At 69.4% G+C, this 26,678-nt stretch carries 28 protein-coding genes; 21 read left to right on the top strand and 7 right to left on the bottom strand.

Features of this window, described 5'->3' with window-relative positions:
* Window positions 1-18: 18 nt before the first annotated feature.
* From fliF to fliD, 15 genes are read left to right on the top strand one after another with little or no spacing between them, the layout of a single operon-like run.
* Complete coding sequence (fliF, locus tag ACMVO5_RS04935; protein WP_416909300.1) at window positions 19-1,668, top strand: flagellar basal-body MS-ring/collar protein FliF; 1,650 nt, start codon at window positions 19-21, stop codon at window positions 1,666-1,668.
* Window positions 1,665-2,702, top strand: coding sequence for a flagellar motor switch protein FliG (gene fliG / locus ACMVO5_RS04930; protein WP_416908962.1), 1,038 nt, complete (start codon window positions 1,665-1,667; stop codon window positions 2,700-2,702). Before fliF ends, fliG begins: the two co-directional genes overlap by 4 nt.
* Window positions 2,695-3,282 (top strand): hypothetical protein, encoded by a 588-nt coding sequence (locus tag ACMVO5_RS04925; protein WP_416908961.1) that lies wholly within the window; start codon window positions 2,695-2,697, stop codon window positions 3,280-3,282. Before fliG ends, ACMVO5_RS04925 begins: the two co-directional genes overlap by 8 nt.
* Window positions 3,279-4,619, top strand: coding sequence for a FliI/YscN family ATPase (locus tag ACMVO5_RS04920; RefSeq protein WP_416908960.1), 1,341 nt, complete (start codon window positions 3,279-3,281; stop codon window positions 4,617-4,619). The genes ACMVO5_RS04925 and ACMVO5_RS04920 overlap by 4 nt, the downstream gene beginning before the upstream one ends.
* On the top strand, window positions 4,616-5,002 hold the full coding sequence (locus tag ACMVO5_RS04915) for a hypothetical protein (RefSeq protein ID WP_416908959.1): 387 nt from the start codon (window positions 4,616-4,618) through the stop codon (window positions 5,000-5,002). Before ACMVO5_RS04920 ends, ACMVO5_RS04915 begins: the two co-directional genes overlap by 4 nt.
* Complete coding sequence (locus tag ACMVO5_RS04910; RefSeq protein ID WP_416908958.1) at window positions 4,999-7,020, top strand: hypothetical protein; 2,022 nt, start codon at window positions 4,999-5,001, stop codon at window positions 7,018-7,020. The genes ACMVO5_RS04915 and ACMVO5_RS04910 overlap by 4 nt, the downstream gene beginning before the upstream one ends.
* Before the next feature lie 12 nt (window positions 7,021-7,032).
* Window positions 7,033-7,584 (top strand): flagellar basal body-associated FliL family protein, encoded by a 552-nt coding sequence (locus tag ACMVO5_RS04905; RefSeq protein WP_416908957.1) that lies wholly within the window; start codon window positions 7,033-7,035, stop codon window positions 7,582-7,584.
* Window positions 7,581-8,315, top strand: coding sequence for a hypothetical protein (locus tag ACMVO5_RS04900; RefSeq protein ID WP_416908956.1), 735 nt, complete (start codon window positions 7,581-7,583; stop codon window positions 8,313-8,315). The genes ACMVO5_RS04905 and ACMVO5_RS04900 overlap by 4 nt, the downstream gene beginning before the upstream one ends.
* Window positions 8,312-8,635, top strand: coding sequence for a FliM/FliN family flagellar motor switch protein (locus ACMVO5_RS04895; protein WP_416908955.1), 324 nt, complete (start codon window positions 8,312-8,314; stop codon window positions 8,633-8,635). The genes ACMVO5_RS04900 and ACMVO5_RS04895 overlap by 4 nt, the downstream gene beginning before the upstream one ends.
* 33 nt (window positions 8,636-8,668) lie before the next feature.
* The gene (locus ACMVO5_RS04890) at window positions 8,669-8,863 is read left to right on the top strand and encodes a flagellar biosynthetic protein FliO (RefSeq protein WP_416908954.1); all 195 of its coding nucleotides are present in this window, start codon (window positions 8,669-8,671) and stop codon (window positions 8,861-8,863) included.
* The gene (fliP, locus tag ACMVO5_RS04885) at window positions 8,860-9,573 is read left to right on the top strand and encodes a flagellar type III secretion system pore protein FliP (RefSeq protein ID WP_416908952.1); all 714 of its coding nucleotides are present in this window, start codon (window positions 8,860-8,862) and stop codon (window positions 9,571-9,573) included. The genes ACMVO5_RS04890 and fliP overlap by 4 nt, the downstream gene beginning before the upstream one ends.
* Window positions 9,570-9,881 carry a flagellar biosynthetic protein FliQ gene (locus ACMVO5_RS04880; RefSeq protein WP_416908951.1) on the top strand — a complete coding sequence of 104 codons (312 nt, stop codon included), beginning with the start codon at window positions 9,570-9,572 and terminating at the stop codon, window positions 9,879-9,881. The genes fliP and ACMVO5_RS04880 overlap by 4 nt, the downstream gene beginning before the upstream one ends.
* A complete protein-coding gene (locus ACMVO5_RS04875) occupies window positions 9,878-10,597 on the top strand; it encodes a flagellar biosynthetic protein FliR (RefSeq protein ID WP_416908950.1) in 720 nt (239 codons plus the stop codon). Before ACMVO5_RS04880 ends, ACMVO5_RS04875 begins: the two co-directional genes overlap by 4 nt.
* Window positions 10,594-11,718, top strand: coding sequence for an EscU/YscU/HrcU family type III secretion system export apparatus switch protein (locus ACMVO5_RS04870; protein WP_416908949.1), 1,125 nt, complete (start codon window positions 10,594-10,596; stop codon window positions 11,716-11,718). Before ACMVO5_RS04875 ends, ACMVO5_RS04870 begins: the two co-directional genes overlap by 4 nt.
* A gap of 6 nt (window positions 11,719-11,724) precedes the next feature.
* Window positions 11,725-13,146: a flagellar filament capping protein FliD gene (gene fliD / locus ACMVO5_RS04865; RefSeq protein WP_416908948.1), complete on the top strand. Its 1,422-nt coding sequence runs from the start codon at window positions 11,725-11,727 to the stop codon at window positions 13,144-13,146.
* 3 nt (window positions 13,147-13,149) lie between these two features.
* Here fliD and ACMVO5_RS04860 read toward each other — a convergent pair whose 3' ends face one another.
* Together ACMVO5_RS04860 and ACMVO5_RS04855 are read right to left on the bottom strand one after the other, a co-directional pair.
* A complete protein-coding gene (locus ACMVO5_RS04860) occupies window positions 13,150-14,022 on the bottom strand; it encodes a hypothetical protein (protein ID WP_416908947.1) in 873 nt (290 codons plus the stop codon).
* A 47-nt stretch (window positions 14,023-14,069) separates the two neighbouring features.
* Entirely contained in the window at window positions 14,070-15,068 is a 999-nt protein-coding gene (locus ACMVO5_RS04855; RefSeq protein WP_416908946.1) for a sigma-54 interaction domain-containing protein, read from the bottom strand.
* Between the two features lie 181 nt (window positions 15,069-15,249).
* Here ACMVO5_RS04855 and ACMVO5_RS04850 point away from each other — a divergent pair, with 181 nt between their 5' ends.
* Window positions 15,250-16,017, top strand: coding sequence for a hypothetical protein (locus tag ACMVO5_RS04850; protein ID WP_416908945.1), 768 nt, complete (start codon window positions 15,250-15,252; stop codon window positions 16,015-16,017).
* Here the strand turns inward: ACMVO5_RS04850 and cysC are convergent.
* The 4 genes from cysC to ACMVO5_RS04830 all read right to left on the bottom strand — a co-directional run bounded on the left by cysC (window position 16,012) and on the right by ACMVO5_RS04830 (window position 19,626).
* Window positions 16,012-17,859, bottom strand: coding sequence for an adenylyl-sulfate kinase (cysC, locus tag ACMVO5_RS04845; RefSeq protein ID WP_416908944.1), 1,848 nt, complete (start codon window positions 17,857-17,859; stop codon window positions 16,012-16,014). The genes ACMVO5_RS04850 and cysC overlap by 6 nt on opposite strands.
* Window positions 17,856-18,653 (bottom strand): sulfate adenylyltransferase subunit CysD, encoded by a 798-nt coding sequence (cysD, locus tag ACMVO5_RS04840; protein WP_416908943.1) that lies wholly within the window; start codon window positions 18,651-18,653, stop codon window positions 17,856-17,858. The genes cysC and cysD overlap by 4 nt, the downstream gene beginning before the upstream one ends.
* A complete protein-coding gene (locus tag ACMVO5_RS04835) occupies window positions 18,650-19,342 on the bottom strand; it encodes a phosphoadenylyl-sulfate reductase (protein ID WP_416908942.1) in 693 nt (230 codons plus the stop codon). Before ACMVO5_RS04835 ends, cysD begins: the two co-directional genes overlap by 4 nt.
* Window positions 19,343-19,410: 68 nt before the next feature.
* Entirely contained in the window at window positions 19,411-19,626 is a 216-nt protein-coding gene (locus tag ACMVO5_RS04830; RefSeq protein ID WP_416908941.1) for a hypothetical protein, read from the bottom strand.
* Window positions 19,627-19,663: 37 nt separating this feature from the next.
* Here ACMVO5_RS04830 and ACMVO5_RS04825 point away from each other — a divergent pair, with 37 nt between their 5' ends.
* On the top strand, window positions 19,664-20,287 hold the full coding sequence (locus tag ACMVO5_RS04825) for a class I SAM-dependent methyltransferase (protein ID WP_416908940.1): 624 nt from the start codon (window positions 19,664-19,666) through the stop codon (window positions 20,285-20,287).
* Here ACMVO5_RS04825 and ACMVO5_RS04820 read toward each other — a convergent pair.
* Window positions 20,262-21,068, bottom strand: a complete 807-nt coding sequence (locus tag ACMVO5_RS04820) for a VacJ family lipoprotein (protein ID WP_416908939.1) — start codon at window positions 21,066-21,068, stop codon at window positions 20,262-20,264. The two genes, ACMVO5_RS04825 and ACMVO5_RS04820, sit on opposite strands and share 26 nt — an antisense overlap.
* A gap of 83 nt (window positions 21,069-21,151) precedes the next feature.
* On the opposite strand from ACMVO5_RS04820, the gene ACMVO5_RS04815 reads away from it, so the two are divergent.
* From ACMVO5_RS04815 to metH, 4 genes are read left to right on the top strand one after another with little or no spacing between them, the layout of a single operon-like run.
* Window positions 21,152-22,108 carry an ArsR/SmtB family transcription factor gene (locus ACMVO5_RS04815; protein ID WP_416908938.1) on the top strand — a complete coding sequence of 319 codons (957 nt, stop codon included), beginning with the start codon at window positions 21,152-21,154 and terminating at the stop codon, window positions 22,106-22,108.
* Window positions 22,105-22,998 carry a methylenetetrahydrofolate reductase [NAD(P)H] gene (gene metF / locus ACMVO5_RS04810; RefSeq protein WP_416908937.1) on the top strand — a complete coding sequence of 298 codons (894 nt, stop codon included), beginning with the start codon at window positions 22,105-22,107 and terminating at the stop codon, window positions 22,996-22,998. Before ACMVO5_RS04815 ends, metF begins: the two co-directional genes overlap by 4 nt.
* Window positions 22,995-24,041, top strand: a complete 1,047-nt coding sequence (locus ACMVO5_RS04805; protein WP_416908936.1) for a homocysteine S-methyltransferase family protein — start codon at window positions 22,995-22,997, stop codon at window positions 24,039-24,041. The genes metF and ACMVO5_RS04805 overlap by 4 nt, the downstream gene beginning before the upstream one ends.
* Window positions 24,038-26,677: a methionine synthase gene (gene metH / locus ACMVO5_RS04800; RefSeq protein ID WP_416908935.1), complete on the top strand. Its 2,640-nt coding sequence runs from the start codon at window positions 24,038-24,040 to the stop codon at window positions 26,675-26,677. The genes ACMVO5_RS04805 and metH overlap by 4 nt, the downstream gene beginning before the upstream one ends.
* The last annotated feature ends 1 nt before the right edge of the window (window position 26,678 follow it).

Raw genomic sequence — 26,678 nt, 5'->3', positions numbered from 1 at the left:
TGAGGGGGCGTGCGCATCATGGCTGAGCTGGTGGAGCCGGCCGCGCCGATGGCGGTGGGCGGCGATGTTGTTTCGAGGGCGCGGGAGATCTGGGCGCAGCCGGCGGTGGTGGCGGCGCGGCCGGCGATTTTTGCAGCGCTGGCCGTGGTGGCGGCGCTGCTGCTCTGGACGGCGATGCGCGAGCCGGCGTGGCGGCCGCTTTATGGCGAGCTGTCGGACGGCGACAAGGCGGCGGTGATGCAGGCGCTGGAGGGCGGCAACTACCGGGTGCGGATCAACCCGCAGACCGGGACCATCGAGGTGCCGGACGGCGAGGTGGCGGCGGCGCGGATCTTGCTGGCCGGCCAGGGACTGCCGCAATCGGCGCGCGCGCTTGATCCGGTGGGCGACATGCCGCTGGGGATGAGCCGGGCGGTGGAGGCGGCCAAGCTGAAATCGGCGCTGGCGGGTGAGCTGGCGGCCTCGATTGAGGCGATTGACGGGGTGAAGCGCGCCACCGTGCATGTGGCGATGCCGGAGCCGAGCGTGTTTGTGCGCGACCGCGCGCCGGCCAGCGCCAGCGTGTTCGTCTCGCTGGCGCCAGGGCGGGTGTTGGGCGAGGCGCAGGTGCGCGCGATTGTGTGGCTGGTGAGCTCGAGCGTGGCCGGGCTGGCGCCGGAACGGGTGAGTGTGGTGGACCAGTCGGGCGCGCTGCTTTCGCAGGGGCTGGCGGCGGGCGAGGCGGCGCAGCTTGGCTATCAGGCGCGGCTCGAGGGGCTGATGCGCGAGCGGCTGAACGCGCTTTTGACGCCGCTCATCGGCGCGCGGCGCTTTACGGCTGAAGTGACGGCCGATGTGGATTTTTCGCAGAGCGAGGCGGCGGTGGAGCGGTTCGAGCGCGATGGCTCGGTGTTGCGCACCGAGCGGGCGAGCCGCAGTGTGGAGACCTCCAGCGTGCCGGCGCGCGGGGTGCCGGGCGCGCTGAGCAATACCGCACCGGCGGCGGCGCAGGTGGCGGCGACGCCGCCGGAGGATACGGCGGCAGCGGGCGAGACGCCGCAGATGAGCAACGAGACGACCGACCGGGCCTGGGAGATTGGCAAGGATATGCGGGTGACGCGGGGCGGGGCGCCGCGCATTGCCCGGCTTTCGGTGGCGGTGGTGATCGACCGGGCGGCGCTGGCGCGCGACGGCAAGGTGCCGGACGAGGACATTGCCAGCTTGCAGCGGCTCATCGAGGGCGCGGTGGGCCATGATGCGAACCGGGGCGACCGGGTGGAGCTGGTGCTGCGCGATTTCGCCAGCCCGGCGGCGGAGCCTGCGCTGGACTGGTATGAAAAGCCGGTGGTGCGCGATTATGCGCCGCTGGGGCTGGGGGCGCTGCTGCTGCTTTTGGGCGGCGGCTTTGCGGCGTGGCGCTGGCGCAAGGGCGCCAAGGCCCGGGCGGCGGCCGAGCAGGCGGCGCTGCGCGCGGCGATTGGCCGGGGCGAGAGCGCGGTAGACGGCGGCGATCTGACGCCCAAGCCCGGGCAGAACGGCCTGGCGCCGATGCTGGATTATAGTGGCAAGCTGGGCGCGACGCGCGAGCTGGTGACGGGCGATACGGACCGGGCGACGGCGGTGGCGCGGATGATGCTGGCCGATGACAGCGCCCGTGACAGCGCCCGTGACCGGGAGGAGGCGGCATGAGCGCGCTGGCGGCGCTTGAGGAGGGCGGCGGGGGCCGGGCGCCCCTGAGCGGACCGCTGACGGGGGCGCAGAAATGCGCGATTCTGGTGCTGTTGCTGGAGGAAGTGCAGGCGGCCGAGCTGTTGCGGCGGCTAAGCGCGGCCGAGGTGCGCGCGGTGGGTGAGGCGATGCTGAGCGTGGCCGAGATTGCGCCGGCGGTGGTTGACGAGGTCTTGGACGAGTTTCTGGCGCGCACGCGCACCGTGGAGGCGCTGGATGCGCAGGGGCGCGAGGCGCGGTCGCGGATCAACCTGGCGCTTGGCAGCCCGCGCGCTGAGCGGGTGATAGAGGAATTGGGGCCGCCGGCGGCGGTGAAGCGACTGGCGGCGCTGGACTGGCTGGATGCGCCGGGGGTGGCGGCGCTGATCGGCGATGAGCATCCGCAGGTGGCCGCCGTGGTGCTGGCGCATCTGGAGACGGCGCGGGCGGCTGCCGTGCTTGATGGGCTGGCCGAGGACATGCAGGCCGATGTGGTGTTGCGGTTGGCGACGCTGGGGCCGGTTTCGGCGGACGCGGTGCAGGCGCTGGAGGCGGATCTGGAAGCCAAGCTGGCGCGCCGCGCAAAGGCCGAGGGCTCGGGCCGGCTGGCCGGGGCGGCGTTTACGGCTAAGCTGGTCAATCTTTCGAGCCGCCAGGCGGCGCTGCTGGAGGCGCTGTCGAGCGTTGACCCGTCGCTGGCGGGTGCGATTGCGGAATCGAGCTTTGCCTTTGGCGACCTGGCCAAGCTGGCGCCGCGCGAGTTGCAGACGGTGCTGCGCGAGGTGGACCAGGCGGTGTTGACGCTGGCGCTGAAGGGCGCGGCGGCGAGCCTGCGCGAGCTGGTGTTTGGGGCCATGTCGAGCCGGGCGGCGGACCAGCTGCGCGACGAGCTGGCGGAGATGGGGCCGACCAAGAAGGCCGAGGTAGCCGCTGCCCAGGCCGAGGTCTGTGCGCTGGTGCGCAAGCTGGCAGATGCGGGCACGGTGATGATGCCGGGGGCGGGCGGCTATGTCTGAGCTGCGCTCGCCCGAGACGGGCAATGGCCTGGCGGTGCTGCTGAGCTGGTTGCAGCCGGGCACGCCCGAGGCCGCGCCGGAAGCGGACGCGCCGGGGCGCGATGTGGAGGCCGAGCTGGCAGCGGCGCGGGCTGAGGGCTTTGCCGCGGGCGAAGCGGCGGGCCGGGCGGCGGCTGAGGCCGAGCTGGCCCCGTTGGCGGACGCGCTGGCGGGGGCGGAGGCGGCGCTGGCGGCGGCGTGCCGGGTTGATGTGGCGGCGGTGCAGCCGGCGCTGGCGGGGCTGGTGCGGGAGCTGTGCGAGGCGGTGCTGATGGCCGAACTTGCCGGTGGTGTGGCGCTTGACGCGCTGGTGGCAGCGGCGCTGGCCGAGGTGAAGCCCGGCGAGGCGGCGGTGCTGCGCGCGCATCCGGACGTGCTGGCGCTGCTGGAGGGGCGGTTTGAAGGGGTGTTGACGCAGGGCGACAGTGCGATGGCGCGCGATGCCTTTGCCGTGGAGGGGCCGACCTTTGTGATCGAGACCGGGCTGATGGCGCGGCTGGAGGCGGTGTTGGCCGGGCTGTCGGGGGGGGACGGGGCATGAGCGTGAGCGAGGCGCTGGTGCGTGCGGTGGCGGCGGCCGAGGCGCCGCGCGTGGCGGTGGTGCGCGGCGGCCGGGTGACGGCCTTTGACGGCACGACGCTGGAAGCGATTGGCATTGACGCAGTGGTGGGCGGCCGGGCGCTGGTGGGGCCGCGCGGCCAGGCGGCGGAGATCATCGGCTTCCGGGATGGCCGGGCGCTGCTGATGGGGCTTTCGTCGCTGGCGGCGGTGACGCCGGGGGCGGCGGTGGTGGCTGACGGTGTGGCGGCGGATGTGGGCGTGGGCGAGGCGCTGCTCGGCCGGGTGATTGATGGGCTGGGGCGGCCGCTTGACGGGCTGGGGCCGGTGCGCGCCCGTGCGCGGCGGCCGCTGGTGGGTGCGCCGGTGCCGCCGGGTGCGCGGGCGCGGGTGAAGCTGCCGCTGGCGACCGGGGTGCGCGCCATTGACGGCTTGCTGACGCTGGGGCGGGGCCAGCGGGTGGGGATCATGGCTGGGACCGGCGTGGGCAAGTCGGTTTTGCTGGGGCAGATCGCGCGCTGGGCGGTGGCCGATGTGGTGGTGATGGCGCTGATCGGCGAGCGGGGGCGCGAGATTTCCGATTTCGTCGAGACCGAGCTGTCTGGCCCGGCGCGGGGGCGGACGGTGACGGTGGCGGTGCCGGCGGGCGAGGCGCCGCTGCTCAGAGTGCGCGGCGCCGAGCGGGCCTTTGCCATTGCCGAGCATTTTCGCGACGAGGGGCGGCATGTTTTGCTGATTCTGGACAGTCTTTCACGGGTTGTGCACGGCGCGCGCGAAGTGGCGCTGGCGCGCGGCGAGAATGCGGGCGGGCGCGGCTATCCGCCCTCGGCGATGGCGCTGATTGCAGCCCTGGCCGAGCGCGCGGGCGGGGTGAAGGCGGTGAAGGGGGTGCGCGGCGGGGCGATTACCGCGATCATGACCGTGCTTGCCGAGGCGGATGACGGCGGCGATGCGGTGGTGGATGCGGCGCGGGGCGTGCTGGATGGGCATATCCTGCTGTCGCGCAAGCTGGCCGGGCGCGGCGGCTTTCCGGCGGTCGACCTCAGCGCTTCGGCGAGCCGGGTGATGGGCGATGTGGTGGGGCCGGCGCATCTGGCGGCGGCGGCGCGGTTCCGGCGGCTGAACGCGCTGATCGAGGACAACCGCGACCTTGTGTTGATGGGGGCTTATGCGCCGGGCAGCGACCCCGAGCTGGATGCAGCCCTTGCGCTGGCACCGCGGCTGGAGGCGTTTCGCTGCCAGGCGCGCGGGGCGCAGGCGCATTGGCACGAGACGGAGACCGGGCTTTTGGCGCTGACGGGTGCGGGAGAGGGCGCATGAGCGGGCGGCGGAAGGACGGCGACCAGCCGCTTGACCGGCTGGTGCGGGTCAGGCGGGTGCGGGCGCGGCAGGCGGCGGCCGCGCTGGGCCGGGTGCAGGCGCGGCAGTTGAGCGAGGCGGGGCTGCTTTCAAGGGTGCGCACGCTGCTGGCGCAGGGCGGGGTGCGGGCGGGCGAGGTGCGCGCGGCCGAGCTGAAGGCACGGCTGGCGAGCGACGAGATGCTGGCGCGGCTGGCTGCTGATGTGAGCCGGCGGCTGGGCGGGACCGACGAGGAGCGGGCGCGGCTGGGCGCGGCGCTGGGCCGGGCGCGGGCCGCGGTGGATGCCGCCGTGGAGCGGCGGGCCGAGCGCGAGAGCGGCGACGAGGGGAGCAGCGGGCGATGAGCGATCTGGCCGGACTTTTGGGCGGGGCTGTTTCGGCAAGCGGCGCCGGGCTGCTGACCGAGCTGAAGCCGCCTGCCGCCGGGCTGCTCGTGCCTGGGCTGCTCGTGTCTGGACACGTGGCGCAGGGCGAGGGCCGGGGGCCGTTGGCGGGCGCTGGCTGGACGGCGCGGGCGTTTGTGATGCCCGAGGCGGATATGGCCTTGCTGGCGACCGAAACGGGTGAGGATGGGCTGGCGGGCGCGGCGCCAGAGGCCGAGACGGCGATGCCGGCGTTTCTGGCCGGGCTGAGCGTGCCTGATGCACCAGCGACGGCGCGGCTGGCAGTGTTGGCGGAATGGCAGCGCATGGGGCCGGCTCTGGCTGCATCGATGGGGACGGCGGCCGGCGCGGATGTGCCGGAGGGAGGCCTGGAGGGTCTGGGTGTGCAGGAAGAGGGGGGTGAGGCGCTGGCCGAGCCCTTGCTGGCGGCGGAGCCTGGGCCGGGGACGGTTGGTCCGGGGGTGGTGACCCGGCCAGGCGGGCCAGGCGCGCGGTCGACGCTGCGGGGGATGTCCGGCGAGGTGGCTGAGCAGGCGGCGCCGGAATTGACGGCTGAAGCGGGGCCTTTGCTGGTGACGCCTGCGGCTGTGACGGGTGTTGCAGCTGAGCATGTGCGGACGGACGCCGGGTCACGCGCGTCGGCGCGGGATATGGCTGGGCCGGATGCGCAAGTGCGGCCGCGCGCCGGGCTTGTGGACGTGACGCTGCCGGTTTTGGCTGGGGCACGGGGGGGCGAGACGGTTGCTGGGCCTGATCGCGGGCGGCTGGACGTCGGGCCGAAGGTGCGCGTTGGGTTGCCGGAGGCCGGGACTTTGACGCTGCTGCAAGCGCCCATGGGCGCGGCGCAGGCGGCGCTGCCGCCGGCTTTGGACAATGAGGCGGCGGGGCCGGCTGTGCCGGCCATCATGGGTCCCGATGTGGTGGCCAGTCCGGCGTCTGTTGACCCTGATGGGGCTGAGGGCGACGACGCGGTGCGCCCTGTGTTGCGGCTGCTGACGCCGGTGGTGCGCGAGCTGGTTGCAGCGGCGGCTGGGGACGCTGGGCGCAGGGACGGGCTGGCGGCGCTGCAGGCGCCTCGGGAGACTGCAGCGGCGGCTGGGGCGGCGGCTGGGGCGGCGGCTGGGGCGGCGGCTGGGCGCGCGGCGGTGGCGACAGGCCAGGACACGGTGTTGGCGCCGGTGGGGCCGGGCGAGACGCGGCCGTTGGTACCACCGTCAGGGCTGTCGCCGCCGGTGCTGTCGCCGGTGCTGTCGCCGGTTCCGCCTCAGCTGCTGCCGCTTGCGGCTCCGGTGTCGCGCGCCCTGCCGCCTGTGGGCGAGGGCGCGGCGGCTGAGGTGCCGGTTTTGGCGGCCGAGAGCCTGTTGGCGTTGCCGGTTTCAGGGGGGACTGGTGCGGAGGCCTTGGGGGCGACGGCCTTGGCGCGGCCGGGCGGCGTGATGACGGCGATGGCCACAGCGGCTGCGCTGGAGCGGCCTTTGGTGGAAACGGCGATGGGGCCGGTGCGGATTTCGGTGGAGGGGGAGAGCGGCGCGCTGCGCGTGGTGTTGCGGGCGCCGGAACTGGCGGTGGCGGCGCTTGAGGGCGGGCGCGGGGCGCTGGCGGCGGCGCTGGCGGCGCAGGGCATGCGGCTGGAGACACTGGCGGTGCGGCCTGAGGCGGCCCTTCCGGTGTCGGCGGTGGTTTCGAGCGCGGCGCTTGGTGTTGTGGCGGGCGGCGATGTGGCGGCGGATGCGGGCGGGCGCGAGGCTGGTGAACGCGAGGGCAGCGGGCGGGACGAGATGCGCCACGAGGCGGGCCGGGATCAGGGCCGGGAGGCTGGCCGGGAAACGGGCCGGGAGCCGGGACGCGAGCCGGGACGGGAATTTGGGCGTGAGGCGCTGGCGCGGGCGGCGGCGCTGCGCGGCGACATGGGTTCAGCTGCGCGGGCTGGGGCCGTTCAGGGAACAGGGCGGCCGCGGGCTGCGGACCGTTTTGCGTGATGGGAGTTTGAAATGCCGGATGCTGTGATGGACGAAGCGGCCAAGGCTGGCGCCAAGCCGGTGAAGGCGAAGAAGGCCGGCGGGCTGGGCAAGACGCTGCTGCTCGTGCTCGGCTTTGTGCTGGCCGCGGGTGCGGCCGGGCTGGGTGCGGCGGTGGGCGTGGTGAAATTTGGCGGCGCGCTGATTGGCGAGGTCGCGGGCGGCGCGGCGGGCGGGGCGGGGCATGCGCCGGCACCGGCGCCGGTGGGGCCAGTGGAATATGCCGCGATCGAGTCGGCCTTTACCTCCAATCTCGTTGATACCGGGCGCTATTTGCAGGTGAAGATTTCGGTGGCGACGACGGCGGGCAAGCCGGTGGTCGAGGCGATGAAGACGCATGAGCCGGCGGTGGTTTCGGCGGTGCTGGCGGTTCTGGGCGAGGCGGGCGAGGCCGATGTCGGCTCACGGGCGGCCAAGACGGCGCTTTCGAACCGGGTGCGCGATGCGATCAACATGGTGCTGCGCGAGCGCGGGGTGACTGGAGAGGTCAGTGAGGTGCTGTTCACCTCGCTGGTGGTGCAGTGAGCGCGCTGCGCATCCGATCGGAAGCGGCGGCCGAGCTTTGGCCGGAGAGCTGGTTTCCGCGGCCGGCGGGAGATGCCGGGCTGTCACGCGACACGGGCGCGCTGGTGAGCGCCATGGGGCATCGGCTGGAGGCGCTGTTTGAGCGGCCTGTGCAGGCCTTGCCGGCGAGCGACGAAGAGGCCGAGGCGCTGGTGGCGCGCGGCGGAGCCAGACTGGCGGCGCTGCTGCTGTCGAAGCGGCTGGGCGGCGGCATGGACAAGGCCGCGCCTGGCAACCGGGTCTCGGGTGCGGTCTGGGCGCGGTTTCGCGGCGAGATTGAGACGGTTTTGCGCTCGGCGGCGCCCTGGCCGGCCGGGGTGGCGCGGCTGGTGCTGCTGGTGACGGTGGCTGGCGTTGAGGATCTGGTCGAGGTTCTGGCGCCTGACGTGGTGGCGGAGACGCCCCGGCCGGCGCGCGATGCGGCGAGTGCGGCGGTGCTGGGCCATGCGCTGGCGGCGGTGCCGATGCGGTTGCGGGTGGAGCTGGCGGCCGAGATGGTGAGCCTTTCCGCGCTGCTGCCGCTGCGCGCGGGGCAGGTTTTGGCGATTCAGCCGGTGGCTGAGATGCGGCTGCGCATGGGCGACCATGCGGTGGGCCGGGTGACGCTGCAGGCGCAGGCCGATGGACGGCAGGCGGCGACCCTTGTGGCGGTGGACGTGGACGGTTTGGACAATCTGGGAGAACGGACATGAATGCGATCAATCCGGGCGGGCTTTCCGCTGACGAGGCAGCGGGCAATGCCGGCTTTGATGCGGCGGTGGCGGGTGCGCTCGATCTGGGGGCCTTTGGCGGCATTGCGGTGCGGCTGTCGGTCGAGGTGGGGGCAGTCAGGCTTCCACTGCGCGATGTGCTGGGATTGCAGCCAGGTGCTGTGCATGCCCTTGACCGGCGGGTGGACCAGCCGGTGGATGTGCTGATCAACGACCGGCTGATCGCGCGCGGGGAGATTGTGACGATTGGCGAGCGCTTCGGGGTGAAGCTGACCGAAATCGTGCCGGGTGGGGCGGGCTGAGCCATGGTGGGCGAAGGGGCGCTGAGGGCTCAGGTGGTTCGGCTGGCGGACCGGGTGCGGGGCTTTGCCGTGGCCGCTGATGCCAGGCGCCATGCCAGGGTGGTGCAGACCGTGCCGCTGGGGCCGGGGAGCCGGCTGCTGGTGGTGGAGTTTGGCGGGCGGCGGCTCTTGATCGGGCAGGCGCGCGGCGGCCTGCTGCGGCTGGACGCGAGTGAGGCGGAAGCGTGAGCCTGTTGCCGCTCCTCGTGCAGGCGGTGCCTGCCGTGCCGGCTGTGCCGGGGCTTTCGGTGGCGCAGGCGGTGCCGAGCCTGAGTTCGGCATTGCAGATATTGCTGGTGATGTCGGCGTTGACGCTGCTGCCGGCGGCGCTGTTGATGATGACGAGCTTCACGCGGATCGTGATCGTGCTGGCGATCTTGCGGCAGGCGCTGGGGCTGGGGCAGAGCCCGCCGAACCAGCTGCTGGTCGGCATTGCGCTGCTGATGACGCTGTTCGTGATGCGGCCCGGGCTGGAACGGATCCATGACGAGGCCTATCGGCCGCTGATGGACGGGGCGATTGCTGCCGAGGTGGCGCTGGCGCGGACGGGCGATGAGCTGAAGGGCTTCATGCTGACGCAGACGCGCGAGGCGGACCTGCGGAAATTTGCCGAGATTGCGCGCGCCGGGCCGTTTCTGAGCCCCGATGATGTGCCGCTGCCGGTGGTGTTGCCGGCCTTTGTGGCGAGCGAGTTGAAGACGGCGATGCAGATCGGTTTTGTGATCTATCTGCCGTTTCTGATCATCGACCTGATCGTTTCGTCGATCCTGATGTCGATGGGGATGATGATGGTGTCACCCGCCACGGTGAGCTTGCCGGTGAAGCTGGCGCTGTTCGTGATGGTGGATGGCTGGACGCTGGTGTTGGGCGCGCTGGCCAAGAGCTTCGGGGGCGGATGATGCGGCTGGTGATGCTGGTGCAGGTGGCGGCCGACATGCCCGATGACCGGATGATGGCGGCGCTGGCGCGCGACGCGGTGCAACTGTTTGCCACGGGGGCGGCGACCTTTCTGGTGCCGGTGCTGATCGTGGCGGTGACGGTGGGGCTGGTGCAGACGATCCTGTCGATTTCGGAACAGAGCCTGTCGTTTTTGCCCAAGCTGATGGCGCTTGTGGTGATGATGGTGATTGCCGGCGAGCGGGTGATGCGGGCGCTGGCGAATTTTCTGGAGAGCGGGCTGATCGATATGGTCGGTGCGATCCGTTGAACGAGGGGCTGGCCTTTGACGGGCTGGACGCGATGCTGGCGTTCACTCTGGCGGGCGTGCGGCCGATGGTGATGATGGCGCTGCTGCCGCCGATTGCCGGCGCGCAGGTGCCCTGGACGGCGCGGCTGGCGGTGGTGACGGCGGTGGCGGTTCTGGCGACATTCGGGCCGAATGCGGTGCCGCTGGGGGCAGACGCGCTGCCGGGCGAGATTCTGGCGGGGCTTTTGGGCGGGTTGGCGCTGGCGGCGGCCTTTGCGGCAGCCGCACTGGCGGGGGAAATGGCGGCGAGCATCATCGGGCTGGGGTTTGCGAGCTTTCCCGGTGCGATGGGCAATGTGTCGGTGATCGGCAATTTCTACATGATGGTGATGGCGGTGGCCTGGCTTTCAACTGATGGCCATTTGCGGCTGATGGAGGGGATGCTGGCGGTGCCGCCGGGCTGGGACGAGCTGACCATGGGGCGGCTGGCGGGCTATGGCGGGGTGGTGTTTGAGGGCGCGCTGCGCATGGCGCTGCCGGTGGTGGGGCTGCTGTTGGTGGGCAATCTGCTGGTGGCGCTGGCGGTGCGTGCCGCACCCCAGCTGGGCGCGCTGGCGATCGGGCCGCCACTGCTGCTCTTGCTGATGGTCTGGGCGCTGCCGGTGTTGATGGACGGGCTGGTGGCGCGTGCGCGGGTGACGCTGGAGACGGCGGCGGTGCTGGCGGGCGGGTCATGAGCGGGGAGAAGACGCAGGCCGCAACGCCCAAGCGCCGGGCGGATGCGCTGAAGGAAGGCAATGTCTGGCAGCCGCGCGAGATCGGGCCGGCGGCGGCGTTCATTGTGGCAGCGCTGCTGGTGACCGCTGTGGGCGACTGGCTGTGGCGGCGGCTGGCGGGATTTCTGGCCGAGGCGCTGGCGGTGGCGGGCGACGGTGCGCAGGCGGCGCCCGAGGTGTGGCTGGGCTTTCTGGCCGGGCGGGTGCCGTGGCAGGGGCCGCTGGTGCTGGCGGTGTTGGTGATCTTGCTGACCGGCGCGCTGGCGCAAGGCGCGGCGCGGCATGTGTCTCTGAGTTTGTTGGCCCCGAAGCTGAACCGGCTGAGCCCGATCAAGGGCTTGCAGAAGATCTTCTCGGTGCAGGGGCTGGCGGGCGCGGGAACGTCACTGTTGAAGCTGGCGGTGATCGGCGGGACCGGGGCTTTTGTGCTCTTGCCGCTGCTGGCCGGGCTGGCCGAAGTCGGCGAGGGGCTGGGCGGGCTGGCGCTGCTGGGCGATGCGGTGGTGCGGCTGCTGGGGGCGGCGGCGCTGGCGATGACGGTGGTGGCGGCGGCCGATGCAGCGCTGACCTGGGGCTTGCGCGAGAAGAAGCTGAAGATGAGCCTTGATGAGGTGAAGCGTGAGAACCGGCAGGACAATGGCGCGCCCGAGCTGAAGGCGGCCATCCGGCGGGCGCAGATGGCGGCCTCGCAGCGGCGGCTGAAGACGGTGATGGCGGATGCCTCGCTGGTGGTGGTGAACCCGACGCATTTTGCGGTCGTGCTGCGCTACCGGCAGGGCGAGGACATGGCGCCGATTGTGCTGGAGCGGGGGCGCGAGGAGGCGGCGCTGGCCATCATTGCGGTGGCGCGCGAGCTGGGCACGCCGCTGGTACGCAGCCCGCGGCTGGCGCGCGCGCTGTTCTTTACCGGGCGCGCCGGGCAGCTGGTGCGCGAAGAGCTGTATCTGGCGGTGGCGACGGTGCTGGCTTTTGTGATGCGCTTTGGCGCGGGCGATGATGTGCCGCCGGTCGAGGTGCCGCCGGCCTTTGATTTTGACGAGCGCGGTGCGCGGCGCAAGCCGGGGGCGGCGCTGCCGTTATAGGGTCTGATGGACATTGACATCATCTCGCAGCTGGGCGCGGGCGCCGGCATCAACACCCGGGCGGTGATCGACGAGCTGGTGGGCGCGCAGCGCGAGGCGCAGACGGTGCCGCTCAATGACCGGCTGGAGGTGCTGAGCAGCCGGGTGGATGCGCTGGGGCAGCTGCGTTCGGCGCTGGAGGCGATCAGCGGGTCTTTGCAGGACCGGGTGCGGGCGGGCGACTTTGGTTTGCAGCCGGCGACCAGCGACCCGGCGCTGGTGGGGGTTTCGCGGCTGGGGAACGGGCCGGCGGAGGCCTATCGCTCGACGCTGGTGGTGGAGCAGCTGGCGGCCGGGCAGCGGCTGGTGGCAGCGCCCGTGGCCGCCGGCGATGCGCCGGTGGGCGAGGGCACGCTGAGTTTTGTGTTTGGCACGCGGACCGACCTTGGCGGCGGCGATTTCAGCTTTTCGGCCGGCGACGGCGCGAGCGACTTTTCGGTGGTGATCGGGCCGGAGAACAACACGCTTTCGGGGCTGCGTGATGCGATCAATGCGGCGTCTGACGGGACGGTGCGCGCCTCGATCGTGACCGGCACGGGCGGGGCCAGCCTTGTTTTGCGCGGGCAGGACGGGGCCGAGCGGGCCTTTGTGGTGAGTGCAGCGGAAAGCGTGGAGGTGCCGGGGCTGTCGGCTTTTGCCTATACGACCGGCAACCGGGCGCTCGAATTTTCGGCGGCAGCGAGTGATGCGCGGGTGATCTTCGACGGGGTGACGGTGACGCGCGCCAGCAATGAGATTGAGGGGCTGGCGGACGGGCTGCGGATCGAGCTCAATCGGACGACCGATGAGACCGGCATCGTGATCGGGGCGGTGCGCGATGCGGGTGCGCTGTCACAGACGTTGACGGATTTTGCCGACACGTTGGGGGCGATGCGGGCGCTGATCGGCGATTTCCGGCGCGGGGCGAGCGAGGGTGAGGACGCAGGGCCGCTGGCTGGCGACCAGACGGCGCGGGCGATGGACCAGGCGCTGGTGGCGATGCTGAATGCGCCGGTGGCGGCTGCGGATGGGCTGCGGCTGCGCGACCTTGGCATCGAGGTGACGCGCGAGGGGAGCATCCGCTTCAACGCGGCGCGTTTTGCCGAGGCGACGCCCGAGCAGCTGGGCCAGGCTGAGGCGCTTTTGGGCGCGCTTTCAGGCAGCGGCTTTGGCCAGGGGCTGGCGGCGCTGAGGCCGATTGCGGCGCTGGCGACGCCGGCGACCGAAGGGCTGGAGCGCGAGCGGCGCGGGGTCAATGAGGCGCTGGAACGGGCCGAGGCGCGGCTGACGAGCTATGAGGCGCAGCTGGTCAGGCAGTTTGCGGCGATGGATGTGCTGGTGGCGTCTTCAAAGGCGCTGGAGACGCAGCTGGAGCAGCTGGTGGACAGCTGGTATTCGCAGCGCCGCTAGTGATTAGCGCGTCCAAAGCTTTGGATCGCGCCCCGGCTGGCTGAGCAGCATCGAGCCGGAATGGATCTCGACGGTAAAGTCGTAGCTGTCTCCATTGTCGGCATCGAGGGTGAGGGTTCGGCCGATCATGGACCATCGGCCGCGTGATCGCGGCGGGGCCGAGTTGGCATCGCTCTGGCCGATCTGGTCGCCGCTGCTGTTGCGGTGGATCATGTTGACGAAGGACTGTGTGCCTTCGACATAGCGGCCATCGGCGCCGAAGTGCCGCGAAGTGGTGCTGGAATGATGGAAATCCCCGGAGGAATAGAAGCTGCTGTGATGCCATGAACCGACAAGGCGGCGATCGATCTGGCGCGGTGCTGGCGCGGGGGCGGCGGGGGCAGGTTGAAGCACCGGCTTCGGCGGGACGGCGGCTGCGGCTTCGAGGCGGGCGGACAGGGCGGTGACGACATCATCGCCAATGAGCAGGGCGGTGAAAGAGTTGAACTGGTCAATGTCGAAACTGTCGGGCAATGGCAGTCCGGCTCGCTTGCAATTGGCCAGCAGGGTTCCGACGACCCAGACATCGTCGAGCAGGCCGAACAGCCCGTGTTTCTGATCGTCGATTTCGTCATCAGGCTGGCGGACATAGCGTTCCGCCGCCGACAGCAGGGGCGCCAGTTCGCTGGCCACACCGACCTGGTCGGCCCAGCTTGTCATCAGGGCCATCATCTCGGGAATTGTGCGGATATAGTCTCGCAGCGTTTCTGCAAGGACGGGCGCTGTATCGGGGGCGAGGCCGCGCGCCTGCAAGGCAGCGGCGACCTTTGGTTCGAAGCGGCCCCTGTCAAGGGCTTCGATCCGCTCGATGGAGCGTGTCAATCGCTTGATGTCCATGCGGCGCTCCGGCTGATGGCCGAGATTATCATGGCGCGCGGCGAAGGTCAGCTTGTGATCTGCAGGCGGCGCATTTTTTCGATGAGGGTGGTGCGCTGGAGGCCGAGCAGGCGGGCGCTGCCAGCGATGGTGCCGCCGGCGGCTTCAAGGGCGGCGCGGATATAGGCGTGCTCGAGGTCGGCGATGAGCTGGCGCAGATCGACGCTCTGGCCCGGCTTGAGATCGGGAAGGACGGGTGCGGGTTCGGGCGTGCTGGTGCTGCACGGGGCGGCGCTGCGCGGGGGGCGGGCGCGGAGCAGCCTGGGGATCATGTCGAAGGTGATCGGATCAGTGAGGTGGCTGGCCTTGGCGCGCTCGATGATGTTGCGCAGCTCGCGGACATTGCCGGGCCAGCTGTGGGCGGCAAGCTCGGCCAGGGCGGAGGGGGTGAATTCCAGCACGGGGCCGGGGATGAGCGTGTTGAAATGGGCGATAAGCGGGGTGATGTCTTCGGGCCGGTCGGCAAGTGCGGGCATTTCGAGGCGGATGACGTCGAGCCGGTAGAGCAGGTCGGCGCGGAAGGCGCCGCGGTCGATGGCGGCGATGAGATCGACGCTGGTGGCAGCGATGAGGCGGACGTCGATGGCCAGCGGGATCATGCCGCCGACCCGCTCGACGATGCGGGTTTCAAGTGTGCGCAGCAGCTTGGCCTGCATGGCGGCCGACATGTCGCCGACTTCATCGAGGAAGAGGGTGCCGCCGTGCGCCGCCTCGAAGCGGCCGGCGCGGGCGCGGGTGGCGCCGGTGAAGGCGCCGGCTTCATGGCCGAACATCTCTGATTCGAGGAGATCGGGGGCGACGGCGGCGCAGTTGAGCGCCACGAACGGCGCGCCGGCGCGGCGGCTGCGCTGGTGGAGAAGCTGGGCGGCGACATCCTTGCCGGCGCCCGATGGGCCGGTGATGAGGACGGTGGCGTTGCTGTCGGCGACCTTCTCGATCTCCCGGCGGATGGCGACGATGGCCGGGCTGACGCCGACCAGCGTTGCGAATTGGCTGGGGGATTTCATGTGACGCTGTCGCATGGTCTTCCAATTGTTATTTTACAATTATCAAATGCTTACATGAAAATATTCACTAATAATCCACTAACTTATCCACAGGCGCGGATATTCATTGCGTATAAAAACTATCGTGAATAGTTATTAGCCAATTCCTCGCCGATATGGCCTTCACAATGGTGTTTTTCTGATGAGATACGACCAGATTGGAACGCGGCCGCCGGTTCGGGTGGCGGGTGAAACAAGCGATCTGCCGGCTGGCGGGCCGGGCTGGGTGGCGGTGGATGGTGAGGCATCGGCCGATGTCATCGTCGTTGCGTCGGACGGCGTGCCGCTGCCGGTGGGGCTGCCGTTGGTGGCGCTGGCGCGCGAGGACATGCCGGCCGCGCTGATCGATGCGGCGGATGCCGTGGTGTTTGCTGATGATGCGCCGGAGTTGATTGGTGCGATCTTTCAGCAGCTTTGCAGTGACGGAACCCAGGGACTTCGCGAGCGCGGCGCGGGCACGGCGCTGATTTCGGCGTTGAGTGCGGAAGCGGCGCGGATTGCCGATGCGCTGGCGCGGCTGGCGGAGGAGGGGGCGGGGGCGGCCGGTGGCGGGGGCGCGCCGGCGCGGATCGATGCAGCGATGGTGCGCGCACTGATCAGGCTACGGCAGGAGCGGGACCGGCATTTTCCGGCCGAGATCTTTGCCGACCCGGCCTGGGACATGCTGCTGGATCTGGCGGCGGCGCGGCTGGAGGGGAGCCGGGTATCGGTGTCGAGCCTGTGCATTGCGGCGGCGGTGCCGACGACGACGGCGCTGCGCTGGGTTCGCAGCCTGTCTGAGGCCGGGCTTTTCGTGCGCGCGACCGATGTGAATGATGCGCGGCGCACCTGGATCGGCCTTTCGGATGCGGCGCATGCGGCGATGATGGCCTGGCTGCGGCGCTTTGCGGCGGTGTTTTCCCCGCTATAGGCCCTCGCTCAGCGCATCATAGCGCGAGACGCGCGACAGGGCGGCGCGGGCGGCGGCCCTGGGGGTGAGGCTTTCGGTGTCGATCACCATGTCGGGCGAGGCCGGGTTTTCGAAGGGGGCGGCGAGGCCGGTCATGCCCTTCAACTGGCCTTCGCTGGCCCGGGCATAAAGACCCTTGGGATCGCGCGCGGCGCAGGTTTCGAGGCTGGCGCGGACATGGATGAAGCGCGCGGTGGGGCCGAGGATGCGGCGGGCGAGCACGCGCATGGCCTCGGAAGGCGTGATGACGGCGACGATGACATCGATGCCCTGACGGCTGAGGAGCGATGCGATTTCGGCGGTACGGCGGACATTCTCGCTGCGGTCCGCGTCGGAAAAGCCGAGATCATGGTTGAGACCCAAGCGGAGCGCGTCGCCGTCGAGGATGACGGAGGGGCGGTTCTGCTGCGCGAGCTCAGCCTTGATGTGTTGAGCGATGGTCGATTTGCCCGCACCCGAGAGGCCGAACAGCCAGAGCACGTCGCCAAGGCGGGGCGGCGCGCCGGTGGGGGTGAGGATGGCTTCGCCGGCGCGCGCTGCGCTTTGGCGGCTGGCTTCGCGGATCAGACCGGCGCCGGCAATGCGGCCGCCGCGCATCAGCACCGCGCGCCCGGTGGCGGCCTCGGGCTGGGCGGGATCGCAGGCCAGCGGCTGGGCGAGGCGGAGCACGACATCGGCGAAGCCGCCGGGGCCAAGCTCGCTGTCGATGAGCGCGCCGTCGCGGCGCTCGAGGCTGGCGAGATCGAGCGGGCGCTCGATGGCTTCGACATGGGCGCTGATGCTGGCCGAATGGACCCGCAGGGTGAGGCGCTCCTCGGCCATCAGCGGATCGCGGTCGAGCCAGAAGGCGCGCAGGCGGATGTGATCGACGAGCTGGGCGGCGCTGGTTCCGGATTGTTCATCCGGCACGATGAGCTGGCCGCGGCCGAGCAGCACTTCGGAGGCGAAGCGAATGGCGACGGCGGCGCCGACGCTGGCGGAAATGGCGCTTTTGCCGGCAATATCGAGCGCGGCGATGGTGGCGAGCTGGTTGGTGGGGAGAATGCGGACGCGCTCCCCGACGCGAAGGCTGCCGGCATCGAGCCGGCCGACGGCCCAGCGCTGGGCGCCGCGGCGATAGACGTCTTGCACCGCGAAGCGAAGCGGTTTGGCGGCCGGCGGCGCAGGCGGGGTGAGGCCATCGAGCGCTTCGATGAGGGTGGGGCCTTGCCACCAGCTGAGCGTTTGGCTGCGCTGGACGAGATTCTCGCCGTGGCGGGCGGCGAGCGGCAGGGTGACGGTGGCGCTGAGGCCGAGTGTGGTCAGCCAGGCGTCAAGCTCGGCCTTGAGGACGTCGAAGCGGGCCTGGCTGTGGCCGACAAGGTCCATCTTGTTGATGGCGACGATGAGCTGGCGCACGCCGAGCATGGACAGCAGCACCGAATGGCGGCGGGTCTGTTCGCCCAGCCCCTGTTCGGCATCGACGATGAGCACGGCGGCGGCGGCGCTGGCGGCGCCCGTCACCATGTTCCGCAGAAACTCGGCATGGCCGGGCGCGTCGATGATGACATAGGGGCGCGTGGGCGTGCGGAACCAGATGCGGCTGGTGTCGACAGTGATGCCCTGATCGCGCTCGACTTGCAGCGCATCGAGCAGGAACGACCATTCGATGGCGTCGCCGCGCTTGGCGGAGGCGGCCTTGGCGGCGGCGATCAGGCTGTCATCGACCGAGCCGGTATCGTGGAGCAGGCGGCCGATGAGCGTGGATTTTCCGTGATCGACATGGCCGACGATGACGATGGGAAGGGGCGTCTGGACGGTCATAGATAGCCTCCGGCGCGCAGGCGCTCGAAGGCGTCTTCGCTTTCATGGTCCATGGTGCGGCCGGCGCGCTCGGGGGTGCGGGTGACTTCGAGCTCGGCGATGATTTCGGCGATCGTGCTGGCGGTGCTGGGCACGGGCATGGTGATGCCCTGTTCGCCGAGGCTGCGGAAGCGCTCGCCATTGCGGGCGAAATAGAGCGGCACGACGGGGATGTTTTCACGCTCAATGTAGCGCCAGATGTCGATCTCGGTCCAGGCGAGCAGCGGGTGGACGCGGACATGGAGGCCGGGTTCGTGCGGGGCGGTGTATTGATCCCAGAATTCGGGGGGTTGATCGAGCGCGACCCAGCTGCCGTCGAGGGCGCGGGGGGAGAAGATGCGCTCCTTGGCGCGGGTGGCCTGTTCGTCGCGGCGGATGCCGACGATGAGACCGTCGAACTGGTGGCGCTCGAGCGCCTGGGCGAGGCCCAGCGACTTGCGCTGGGCGATGCGCGCGCCGGGCGGCAGCGTTGAGTCGGTGAGTTCGAGCGGCGGGCAGGCGTCATCGATGAGGGTCAGGCCCCATTCAGCGGTGTAGCGCTCGCGGAAGGCATAGGCTTCGGGGAATTCGAGGCCGGTGTCGAGATGGGCCACGGGAAACGGGATCTGGCCGAGAAAGGCCTTGCGGGCGAGCCAGATGAGGACGTTGCTGTCCTTGCCCAGCGACCAGAGCAGGGCGGGCTTTTCGAGCGCGTGCAGGGCCTCGCGCAGGATGAAGATCGACTGGGCTTCGAGCTGATCGAGATGGCTGCTCATGCGCTCGCTTTCGGTCTGGTGTGGATGCCGCATTCGCTCTTGGGCGCGCCGGCCCAGCGGCCGCTGCGGGGATCATCGGCCGTGCCGGGCGCAGTGCAGGGGGCACAGCCGATGGAGGCGAAGCCGCGCGCCACCAGCGGATGGGCCGGCAGGGCATGGGCTTTCATATGGCCTGCGATGTCCTGTGCTGTCCAGTGGGCGAGGGGGGTGAGCTTGAGGTGGGGGCCGTCGAGCTCGGCGGTGGGGACAGTGGCCCGGCCTTGCAACTGGTAGCGCTTGCGGCCGTTGATCCAGCCGGCGAAGGGCGCGAGTGCGGCGTCGAGGGGGACGACCTTGCGCAGGAAGCAGCAGCTGTCGGGGTCGCGGCTCCAGAGGGTGCCATCCGGATCATGGGCGCTGATGTCGCCGGGCTGGTGGCTCTGGATGTTGGTGAGGCCGAGGCGGGCGGCGAGCGCATCACGGTAGGCCAGCGTTTCGGGGAAGAGCTTGAGGGTATTGAGGAAGATCACGGGTGTGGCGGGGTCGATCTGGCTGACGAGATGGAGAAGCACGGCGGATTCGGCGCCGAAGGAGGAGACCAGCGCGATTTGGCCAGCGAGCGGCCCGGTGAGCGCGGCTTCGAGCTGGCCGGGGCCATCGAGCGCGGCGAGGCGCGCGGCTTCGGCAGCGAGGGGGGGCGATATGGCCATGGCGCGGCTTTGGCCACAGCCGGGGGGGCTTCAGCAAACAAGAAAATGCTTTGGCCGGTGTAGTGCGGCTAGTCCGTGGCGGGTGCGGGGCCGCTGGCAGCGCTGAGCGCGGCTTCGACATCGGCGCTGGCCTTGGCTTCGATGTCGGCCATGTTGGCAGCGTTGGTCTGGGCTGCACTTGGGGCCGTGCTGCCGGGCGGGCCGGCTTCGGGGCTGGCGCCCTCATCTTCTGAAGCGTTGCAGGCGGCGAGCAGAAGGAGGATGGAGGGAAGGAGCGCGCGCATATCGTGATGCTAGCTGAGGTGGAAGAGCGGGGGAAGCATGGGGATTTACAGCGAGCGGATATTTCCATGGTTGCTGGACCGGACGTTGTCGCACCCGCGCATCGAGGCGCGGCGGGCGGCGCTGGTGGGGCAGGCGGCGGGTGAGGTGCTGGAGATCGGCTTTGGCTCCGGCGCGACCCTGCCTTTTTATGACCCGGAGAAGGTGACGCGGCTGACCGTGGTCGAGCCTTCGGAGGGGATGAACCGGCGGGCGGCGGCGCGGACCGCGCAGAGCCGGATCGCGGTGCGCTCGGTGCCGGGGGCGGGCGAGCGGCTGCCCTTTGAGGATGCCAGTTTCGATACGGTGGTGGTCTGCCTGACGCTGTGTTCGGTTGATGATCCGATGGCGGTTTTGGGCGAGGTGCGCCGGGTGTTGCGCGCGGGCGGGCGCTTTCTGTTTCTGGAGCATGTGCTGAGCGCGGACGCGGGGCGGGCCAAGTGGCAGCGGCGGCTGACGCCGGTGCAGAAGGTGGTGGGCGTGGGCTGCCATCTGGACCGCGACACCGCCGCGATGGTGCGCGCCGCCGGCTTTGCGCTGGGGCCGGTGGCGGCAGAGGAGGAGCGGGCCTTTGGCGCGCTGGCGCCGCTGGCGCCGCTTATTGCGGGGGCGGTGTCGCGCTAGCAGGGGCGGGGGTGAATTCGTCGCTGAATTCGTCGCTGAACTCGTCGTTCTGGTCGGCTGGTTCCGGGGGCAGCGGGGGGTTGCCATAGTAGAGCTGGGCGCGGCGGTTTTGCAGCCAGGCGGAGCGGACCAGGGCATATTCATCGAGGCTGCCGGCGAGCAGACCGTCGCCGCCGAGATCGATGACGCGGGAGCGGACGTTGATGACGCGCACGCCGACCTGGCCGCCGCGCCAGAAGATACTGGGGCTGAGCGTGGCGTTGCGAACGAAATCGGATGGATCGACGATGAAATCGAGCGGCGTGGCGAGGCCGTCCCGCAAGCTGGAGGGGCCGAAGAAGGGCAGCATGACGAAGGGGCCGGACTTGACGCCCCACTGGGCGAAAGTCTGGCCCCAGTCGGTGGGCTGGCGGGGACGGCCCAGCGCTGTGGCATGGTCGGCGATGCCGCCGACGCCCAGCGTGGAATTGATGAGAAAGCGATCGAGCGACTGGAAGGCGCGCTTGATCTTGCCCTGGAAGAGATAGTTGAAGAAGTTTTGCGGCTCGCCGTAGTTGCTGAAACCGTTGGTGATGGCGGTGCGGCCGGCCTGGGGGACGGTGGTGCGATAGACGCCAGTGATCGGCTTGATGAGGTTGCTGTCGAGGTCCTTGTTGAAGGCGTAGATCTTGCGGTTGCTGGCCTCCCAAGGGTCCTGCTCGGCGCGTTCGAGGCTGAGCGATTGGGGGGTGGCGCAGGCGGACAGGGCGAGAGCAAGGATCGATAACAGGGCAAGACGCATTTGCCAGCGTTTGCATGGGCGCTGGATTGGTGCAAGTCACAACTCGCTTGACAGACATAAAGGTATCTTTATGTCTTTATGTCATGGAAAGCCTGTTGGACGTCTTTCGCGCTGTGGCGGACCCGAGCCGGGTGCGGATTCTGCTGCTGCTTGACCAGATGGAGCTGTCGGTGGGCGAGCTGGCGGTGGTGCTGGGGCAGAGCCAGCCGCGCGTTTCAAGGCATGTGCGGATTTTGGCGGAGGCAGGGCTGGTGAGCCGGGCGCGCGAGGGGGCCTGGGTGTTTGTGCGGCTTTCAGGGCGGGCGCGGCCGGTGATGGCGGCGATGCGGGCGCTAGGCGATATCGAATCGATTGGCGCTGAGGACCGGGCGCGGCTGGCGGTGGTGCGCGCCGAGCGGGCGGTGGCGGCGGACAGCTGGTTTGCCGCGCATGCCGAGGATTGGGACCGGGAGCGCAGCCTGTTCAGCCGCGAGGCGGATGTGGAGGCGGCGATCTTGGCGGCGCTGGGCGACCGGCCGCTGGGCGACCTGATGGATGTGGGCACCGGCACCGGGCGGATGATCGAGCTTCTGGGGCCGCGCGCCGAAACCGCGCTGGGCATCGACCGTAGCCCGGAAATGCTGCGCCTCGCGCGCGGGCGGATCGAGGCGGCGGGCTTGCGCCGCGCCGAGGTGCGCAGCGGTGACATGTTTTCGCTGCCCGGCATCGACGGCAGTTTCGATACGGTGGTGATGCATCAGGTGCTGCATTTTGCCGATGATCCGCCCGCTGTGGTGGCCGAGGCGGCGCGGGTGCTCCGCCCCGGCGGGCGGCTGCTGATTGTGGACCTGGCGGCGCATGACCGCGAGGCGCTGCGCAGCGAGCGGCGGCATGTGCGGCTGGGCTTTGCGGCCGCACAGCTGAGCGACTGGATGGCGGCGGCGGGCTTGCGGGCCGAGGTGGCGGCGCATCTGCCGGCGCCCGAGGCGCTGGCGGTGACGGTTTGGCTCGGCGAGAAAATTGCTGGTGAAACAGCGCGTGTTGTGAGGAGTGTGGCGTGAATTTCGAATCCTGTCTGGGCGACATCGGCGTCAGTTTCGAGTTTTTTCCGCCGCGCAGCGAGCCGATGGCAGCGACGCTGTGGGAGACGTTCGAGACGCTTTCGCCGCTGGCGCCGCGCTTTGTGTCGGTGACCTATGGGGCGGGCGGGACGACGCGTGAGCGCACCCACCGCACCGTGGCGCGGATTGCCGGCAGCGGCGTGCCGGTGGCGGCGCATCTGACCTGTGTGGGCGCGAGCCGGGACGAGATTGCGGCCATTGCCGAGGATTATTGGGCGGCGGGCGTGCGCCATATCGTGGCGCTGCGCGGCGACCCGCCCAAGACGGCGGATGGTACGAACGCGCACTTTGAGGCGCACCAGCAGGGCTATGCCAATGCGGCCGAACTGGTGGCGGGGCTGAAGCGGCAGCATGACTTCGAGATTTCGGTGGGATGTTATCCGGAAGTGCATCCCGAGGCGGCGAGCGCGGCGGCGGACCTGGAGGCGCTGAGGGCCAAGATCGGCGCCGGGGCGAGCCGGGCGATCAGCCAGTTTTTTTTCGAGCCGGAGACGTTTTTGCACTTCCGCGACCGGGTGGCGGCGGCGGGGATTTCGGCCGAGCTGGTGCCGGGCATCTTGCCGGTGACCAATTTTGCCAATCTGAAGCGGATGGCGGAGCCGTGCGGGACGGCGGTGCCCGACTGGATGGCGCGGCTGTTTGACGGGCTGGATGACAAGCCGGCGGCGCGGCAGCTGGTGGCAGCGACAGTGGCGGCCGAGCTGTGCCGCAAGCTTTACGCGGAAGGGGTGCGGCATTTTCATTTTTACACGCTCAACCGGGCCGAGCTTGGCTATGCGATCTGCCATATGCTCGGGCTGCGGCCGCAGGCGGCGCAGGTGGCGGCATGAACGCGGCGGACGCACTGCGCAGCGCAGCAAAGGCGCGGATTTTGATCAAGGACGGGCCTTATGGCACCGCCGTGCAGGCGCTGGGGCTGGCCGAGGCTGACTATCGCGGTACGCTTGAGCTGAACCGTGACCAGAAGGGCAACAACGACCTGCTGAACATCACCCGGCCCGCCGATATCGAGGCCATTGCCCAGTCTTATGTCGAGGCGGGCGCGGACATATTGGCGACCAATACCTTCAACGCCAACCGGATCAGCCAGGCCGATTATGGGGCCGAGCATCTTGTGCGCGAGATCAATCTGGCGGCAGCGCGCATCTTGCGCGCGGTGGCGGACCGGGCCGAGGCGGCGGACGGGCGGCGGCGCTTTGTGGCGGGCGCGCTGGGGCCGACGAACAAGACGCTCTCGCTGTCCCCCAAGGTCGAGGACCCGGGCTTTCGCGAGGTGGATTTTGACGGTGTGAAAGCGGTTTACCGCGAGCAGATCGATGCGCTGCTGGATGGCGGCGTGGACTTTATCTTGATCGAGACGGTGTTTGATACGCTCAATGCCAAGGCGGCGGCTTTTGCTGCGGCCGAAGCCGGCGATGCGCTTGGGCGTGAGGTGCCGGTGATGATGTCGATGACGCTGACCGACCTTTCGGGGCGCAATCTTTCAGGACAGACGGTGGAGGCCTTCTGGCATTCGGTGCGCCATGTGAAGCCGGTGACGGTGGGGCTGAACTGCTCCTTTGGCGCGACCGAGCTCAGGCCGCATGTGCAGGCGCTGAGCGGGGCGGCGGATACGCTGACGATGGTTTATCCCAATGCCGGGCTGCCCAACGACCTTGGCGCCTATGACGAGCTGCCGGAGACGACGGCGAAGCTGATCAGGGATTGGGCCGAGCAGGGGCTGATCAATATCGTGGGCGGATGCTGCGGCACCACGCCGGCACATATTGCCGCTATGGCGCGCGCTGTGGAAGGACTGGTGCCGCGGCAAGTGGTTGAGAAGCCAGTGATGATGCGCTTGTCTGGGCTGGAACCGGCGAGTTTTGCGGCATGAGCGAAATGTTGCAGGACGCAGGGCCGGTGCGCCGGTTCATCAATGTTGGCGAGCGGACCAATGTGACCGGCTCGGCCAAGTTCAAGAAGCTGATCATGGCCGGGGATTTTACCGCGGCGATCGAGGTGGCGCGCGAGCAGGTGGAGAATGGCGCGCAGATTCTGGACGTGAACATGGACGAGGGGCTGCTCGATTCAGAGGCCGCGATGGTGACCTTTCTGAAGCTGATTGCGGCCGAGCCGGACATTGCGCGCATTCCGGTGATGGTGGACAGCTCGAAATGGTCGATCATCAAGGCGGGGCTGAAGTGTCTGGCGGGCAAGGGGATCGTCAACTCGATTTCGCTGAAGGAAGGCGAGGCGGCGTTTCTGGCCCAGGCGCGCACGGTGATGCGCTATGGGGCTGCGGCCGTGGTGATGGCCTTTGACGAGAAGGGGCAGGCGGATACGGCGCAGCGCAAGGTGGAGATTTGCGAGCGGGCCTATCGGCTTTTGACCGGCATCGGCTTTCCGCCGGAGGACATCATCTTCGACCCCAATGTGTTTGCCGTGGCGACGGGCATCGAGGAGCATGACAATTACGGCGTCGATTTCATCGAGGCGACGCGCGAGATCGTCAAGCGCTGCCCGCATGTGCATATCTCGGGCGGGGTTTCGAACCTCAGCTTCTCGTTTCGCGGCAATGAGCCGGTGCGGCGCGCAATGCATTCGGTGTTTCTCTACCATGCCATTCAGGCAGGCATGGACATGGGGATCGTCAATGCCGGCCAGCTTGATGTCTATGAGACGATCGACCCCGAGCTGCGCGAGGCGTGCGAGGATGTGGTGATGAACCGGGTGCCCAAGGGTACCAATCTCTCGCCGACCGAGCGGCTGCTGGAACTGGCGGACCGGTTCAAGGGCGGCCCGGCGACGGCCAAGGCAACGGCGGAATGGCGAAGCTGGCCAGTGGAGAAGCGGCTGGCGCATGCGCTGGTCAATGGCATTGATGCCGATGTGGTGGCCGATACCGAGGAAGCGCGGCATCTGTTTGCGCGGCCGATCGAGGTGATCGAGGGGCCGCTGATGGCGGGCATGAATGTGGTGGGCGACCTGTTTGGCGCGGGCAAGATGTTCTTGCCGCAGGTGGTGAAGTCAGCCCGCGTGATGAAGAAGGCGGTGGCGCATCTGCTGCCCTATATCGAGGCGGAGAAGCAGGAGGGCGCGAGCACCAAGGGCCGGATCATCATGGCCACCGTGAAGGGCGATGTGCATGACATTGGCAAGAACATCGTTGGCGTCGTGCTTCAGTGCAACAATTTCGAGGTGATCGACCTTGGCGTGATGGTGCCGTTTCAGACGATTCTGCAGGCGGCGAATGACCATAAGGCCGACATGATCGGGCTTTCGGGGCTGATCACGCCCTCGCTCGACGAGATGGTGACGGTGGCGAGCGAGATGGAGCGCGCCGGCATGACCATGCCGCTGCTGATTGGCGGGGCGACGACGAGCCGGGTGCATACAGCACTCCGGATCGCGCCGGCCTATTCGGGGCCGGTGGTGCATGTGCTCGATGCGAGCCGCGCGGTCGGGGTGGCGGGCACGCTGGTGTCGGACACGCTGCGCGATGATTTCGTGGCGCAGACGGCGGCGGATTATGAGCTGGCGCGGGCGCGCCATGGGCGTGGGCAATCGGTGCTGGAGAGCCTCGAGGCGGCGCGGGCCAATGCGTTTGCGCCCGATTTCGAGGCGCATCCGGTGGTGCGGCCGAAGTGGACCGGGGTGCGCAGCATCGAGGATGTGACGGTTTCGGACCTGGTGCCCTATATCGACTGGACGCCCTTCTTTCGCGCCTGGGAGCTGGCGGGCAATTATCCGGCGATTCTGGATGACGACATTGTGGGCGCGCAGTGCCGCGAGCTGTTCGGTGATGCGCAGGCGATGCTGGCGCGGATTGCCGAGGAAGGCTGGCTGCGGCCGCGCGGCGTTTTGGCGATCTGGCCGGCGCGGCGCGAGGGTGATGATGTCGTGCTCTTCGAGGATGAGGCGCGCAGCAAGAGTTTGGCCCGGCTTCCTTTTCTGCGTCAGCAGGTGGCCAAGCGCGAGGGGCGGGCGAACTCGTGTCTGGCGGATTTTGTGCACCCTGAGGCCGATTGGCTGGGTGGCTTTGCGGTGTGTGCGGGCGAGGGGATTGATGCGCATCTGGCGCGCTTCAAGGCCGAGCATGATGATTATCAGGATATCTTGCTGAAGGCGCTGGCGGACCGGCTGGCCGAGGCCTTTGCCGAATATCTGCATGAGCGGTTGCGGCGGGACTATTGGGGCTATGCGGCCGATGAGGCACTGTCGAACGAGGATCTGATCCGCGAGCGCTACACGGGCATCCGGCCGGCACCGGGCTATCCGGCCTGTCCGGAGCATAGCTTGAAGTCGATCCTGTTCGAGCTGATGGATGTGGAGGCGCGGGCCGGGATCACGCTCACCGAAAGCTTTGCGATGTGGCCGACGGCGGCGGTTTCGGGCTTTTATTTCGCGCACCCAGAGGCGCATTATTTTGGCGTGGCGCGGATCGGGCGCGACCAGCTGGCGGACTATGCGGCGCGGCGGGGGGTGAGCCTGGAGGAGGCGGAGCGGCTGTGCCGGCCGAACCTGGACTGAG

This window comes from Polymorphobacter sp. (assembly GCF_048007885.1).
Classification (GTDB): domain Bacteria; phylum Pseudomonadota; class Alphaproteobacteria; order Sphingomonadales; family Sphingomonadaceae; genus Sandarakinorhabdus.
The sequence above is the reverse complement of the archived record's forward strand: the minus strand, read 5'-3'. Positions and strand labels throughout refer to the sequence as shown.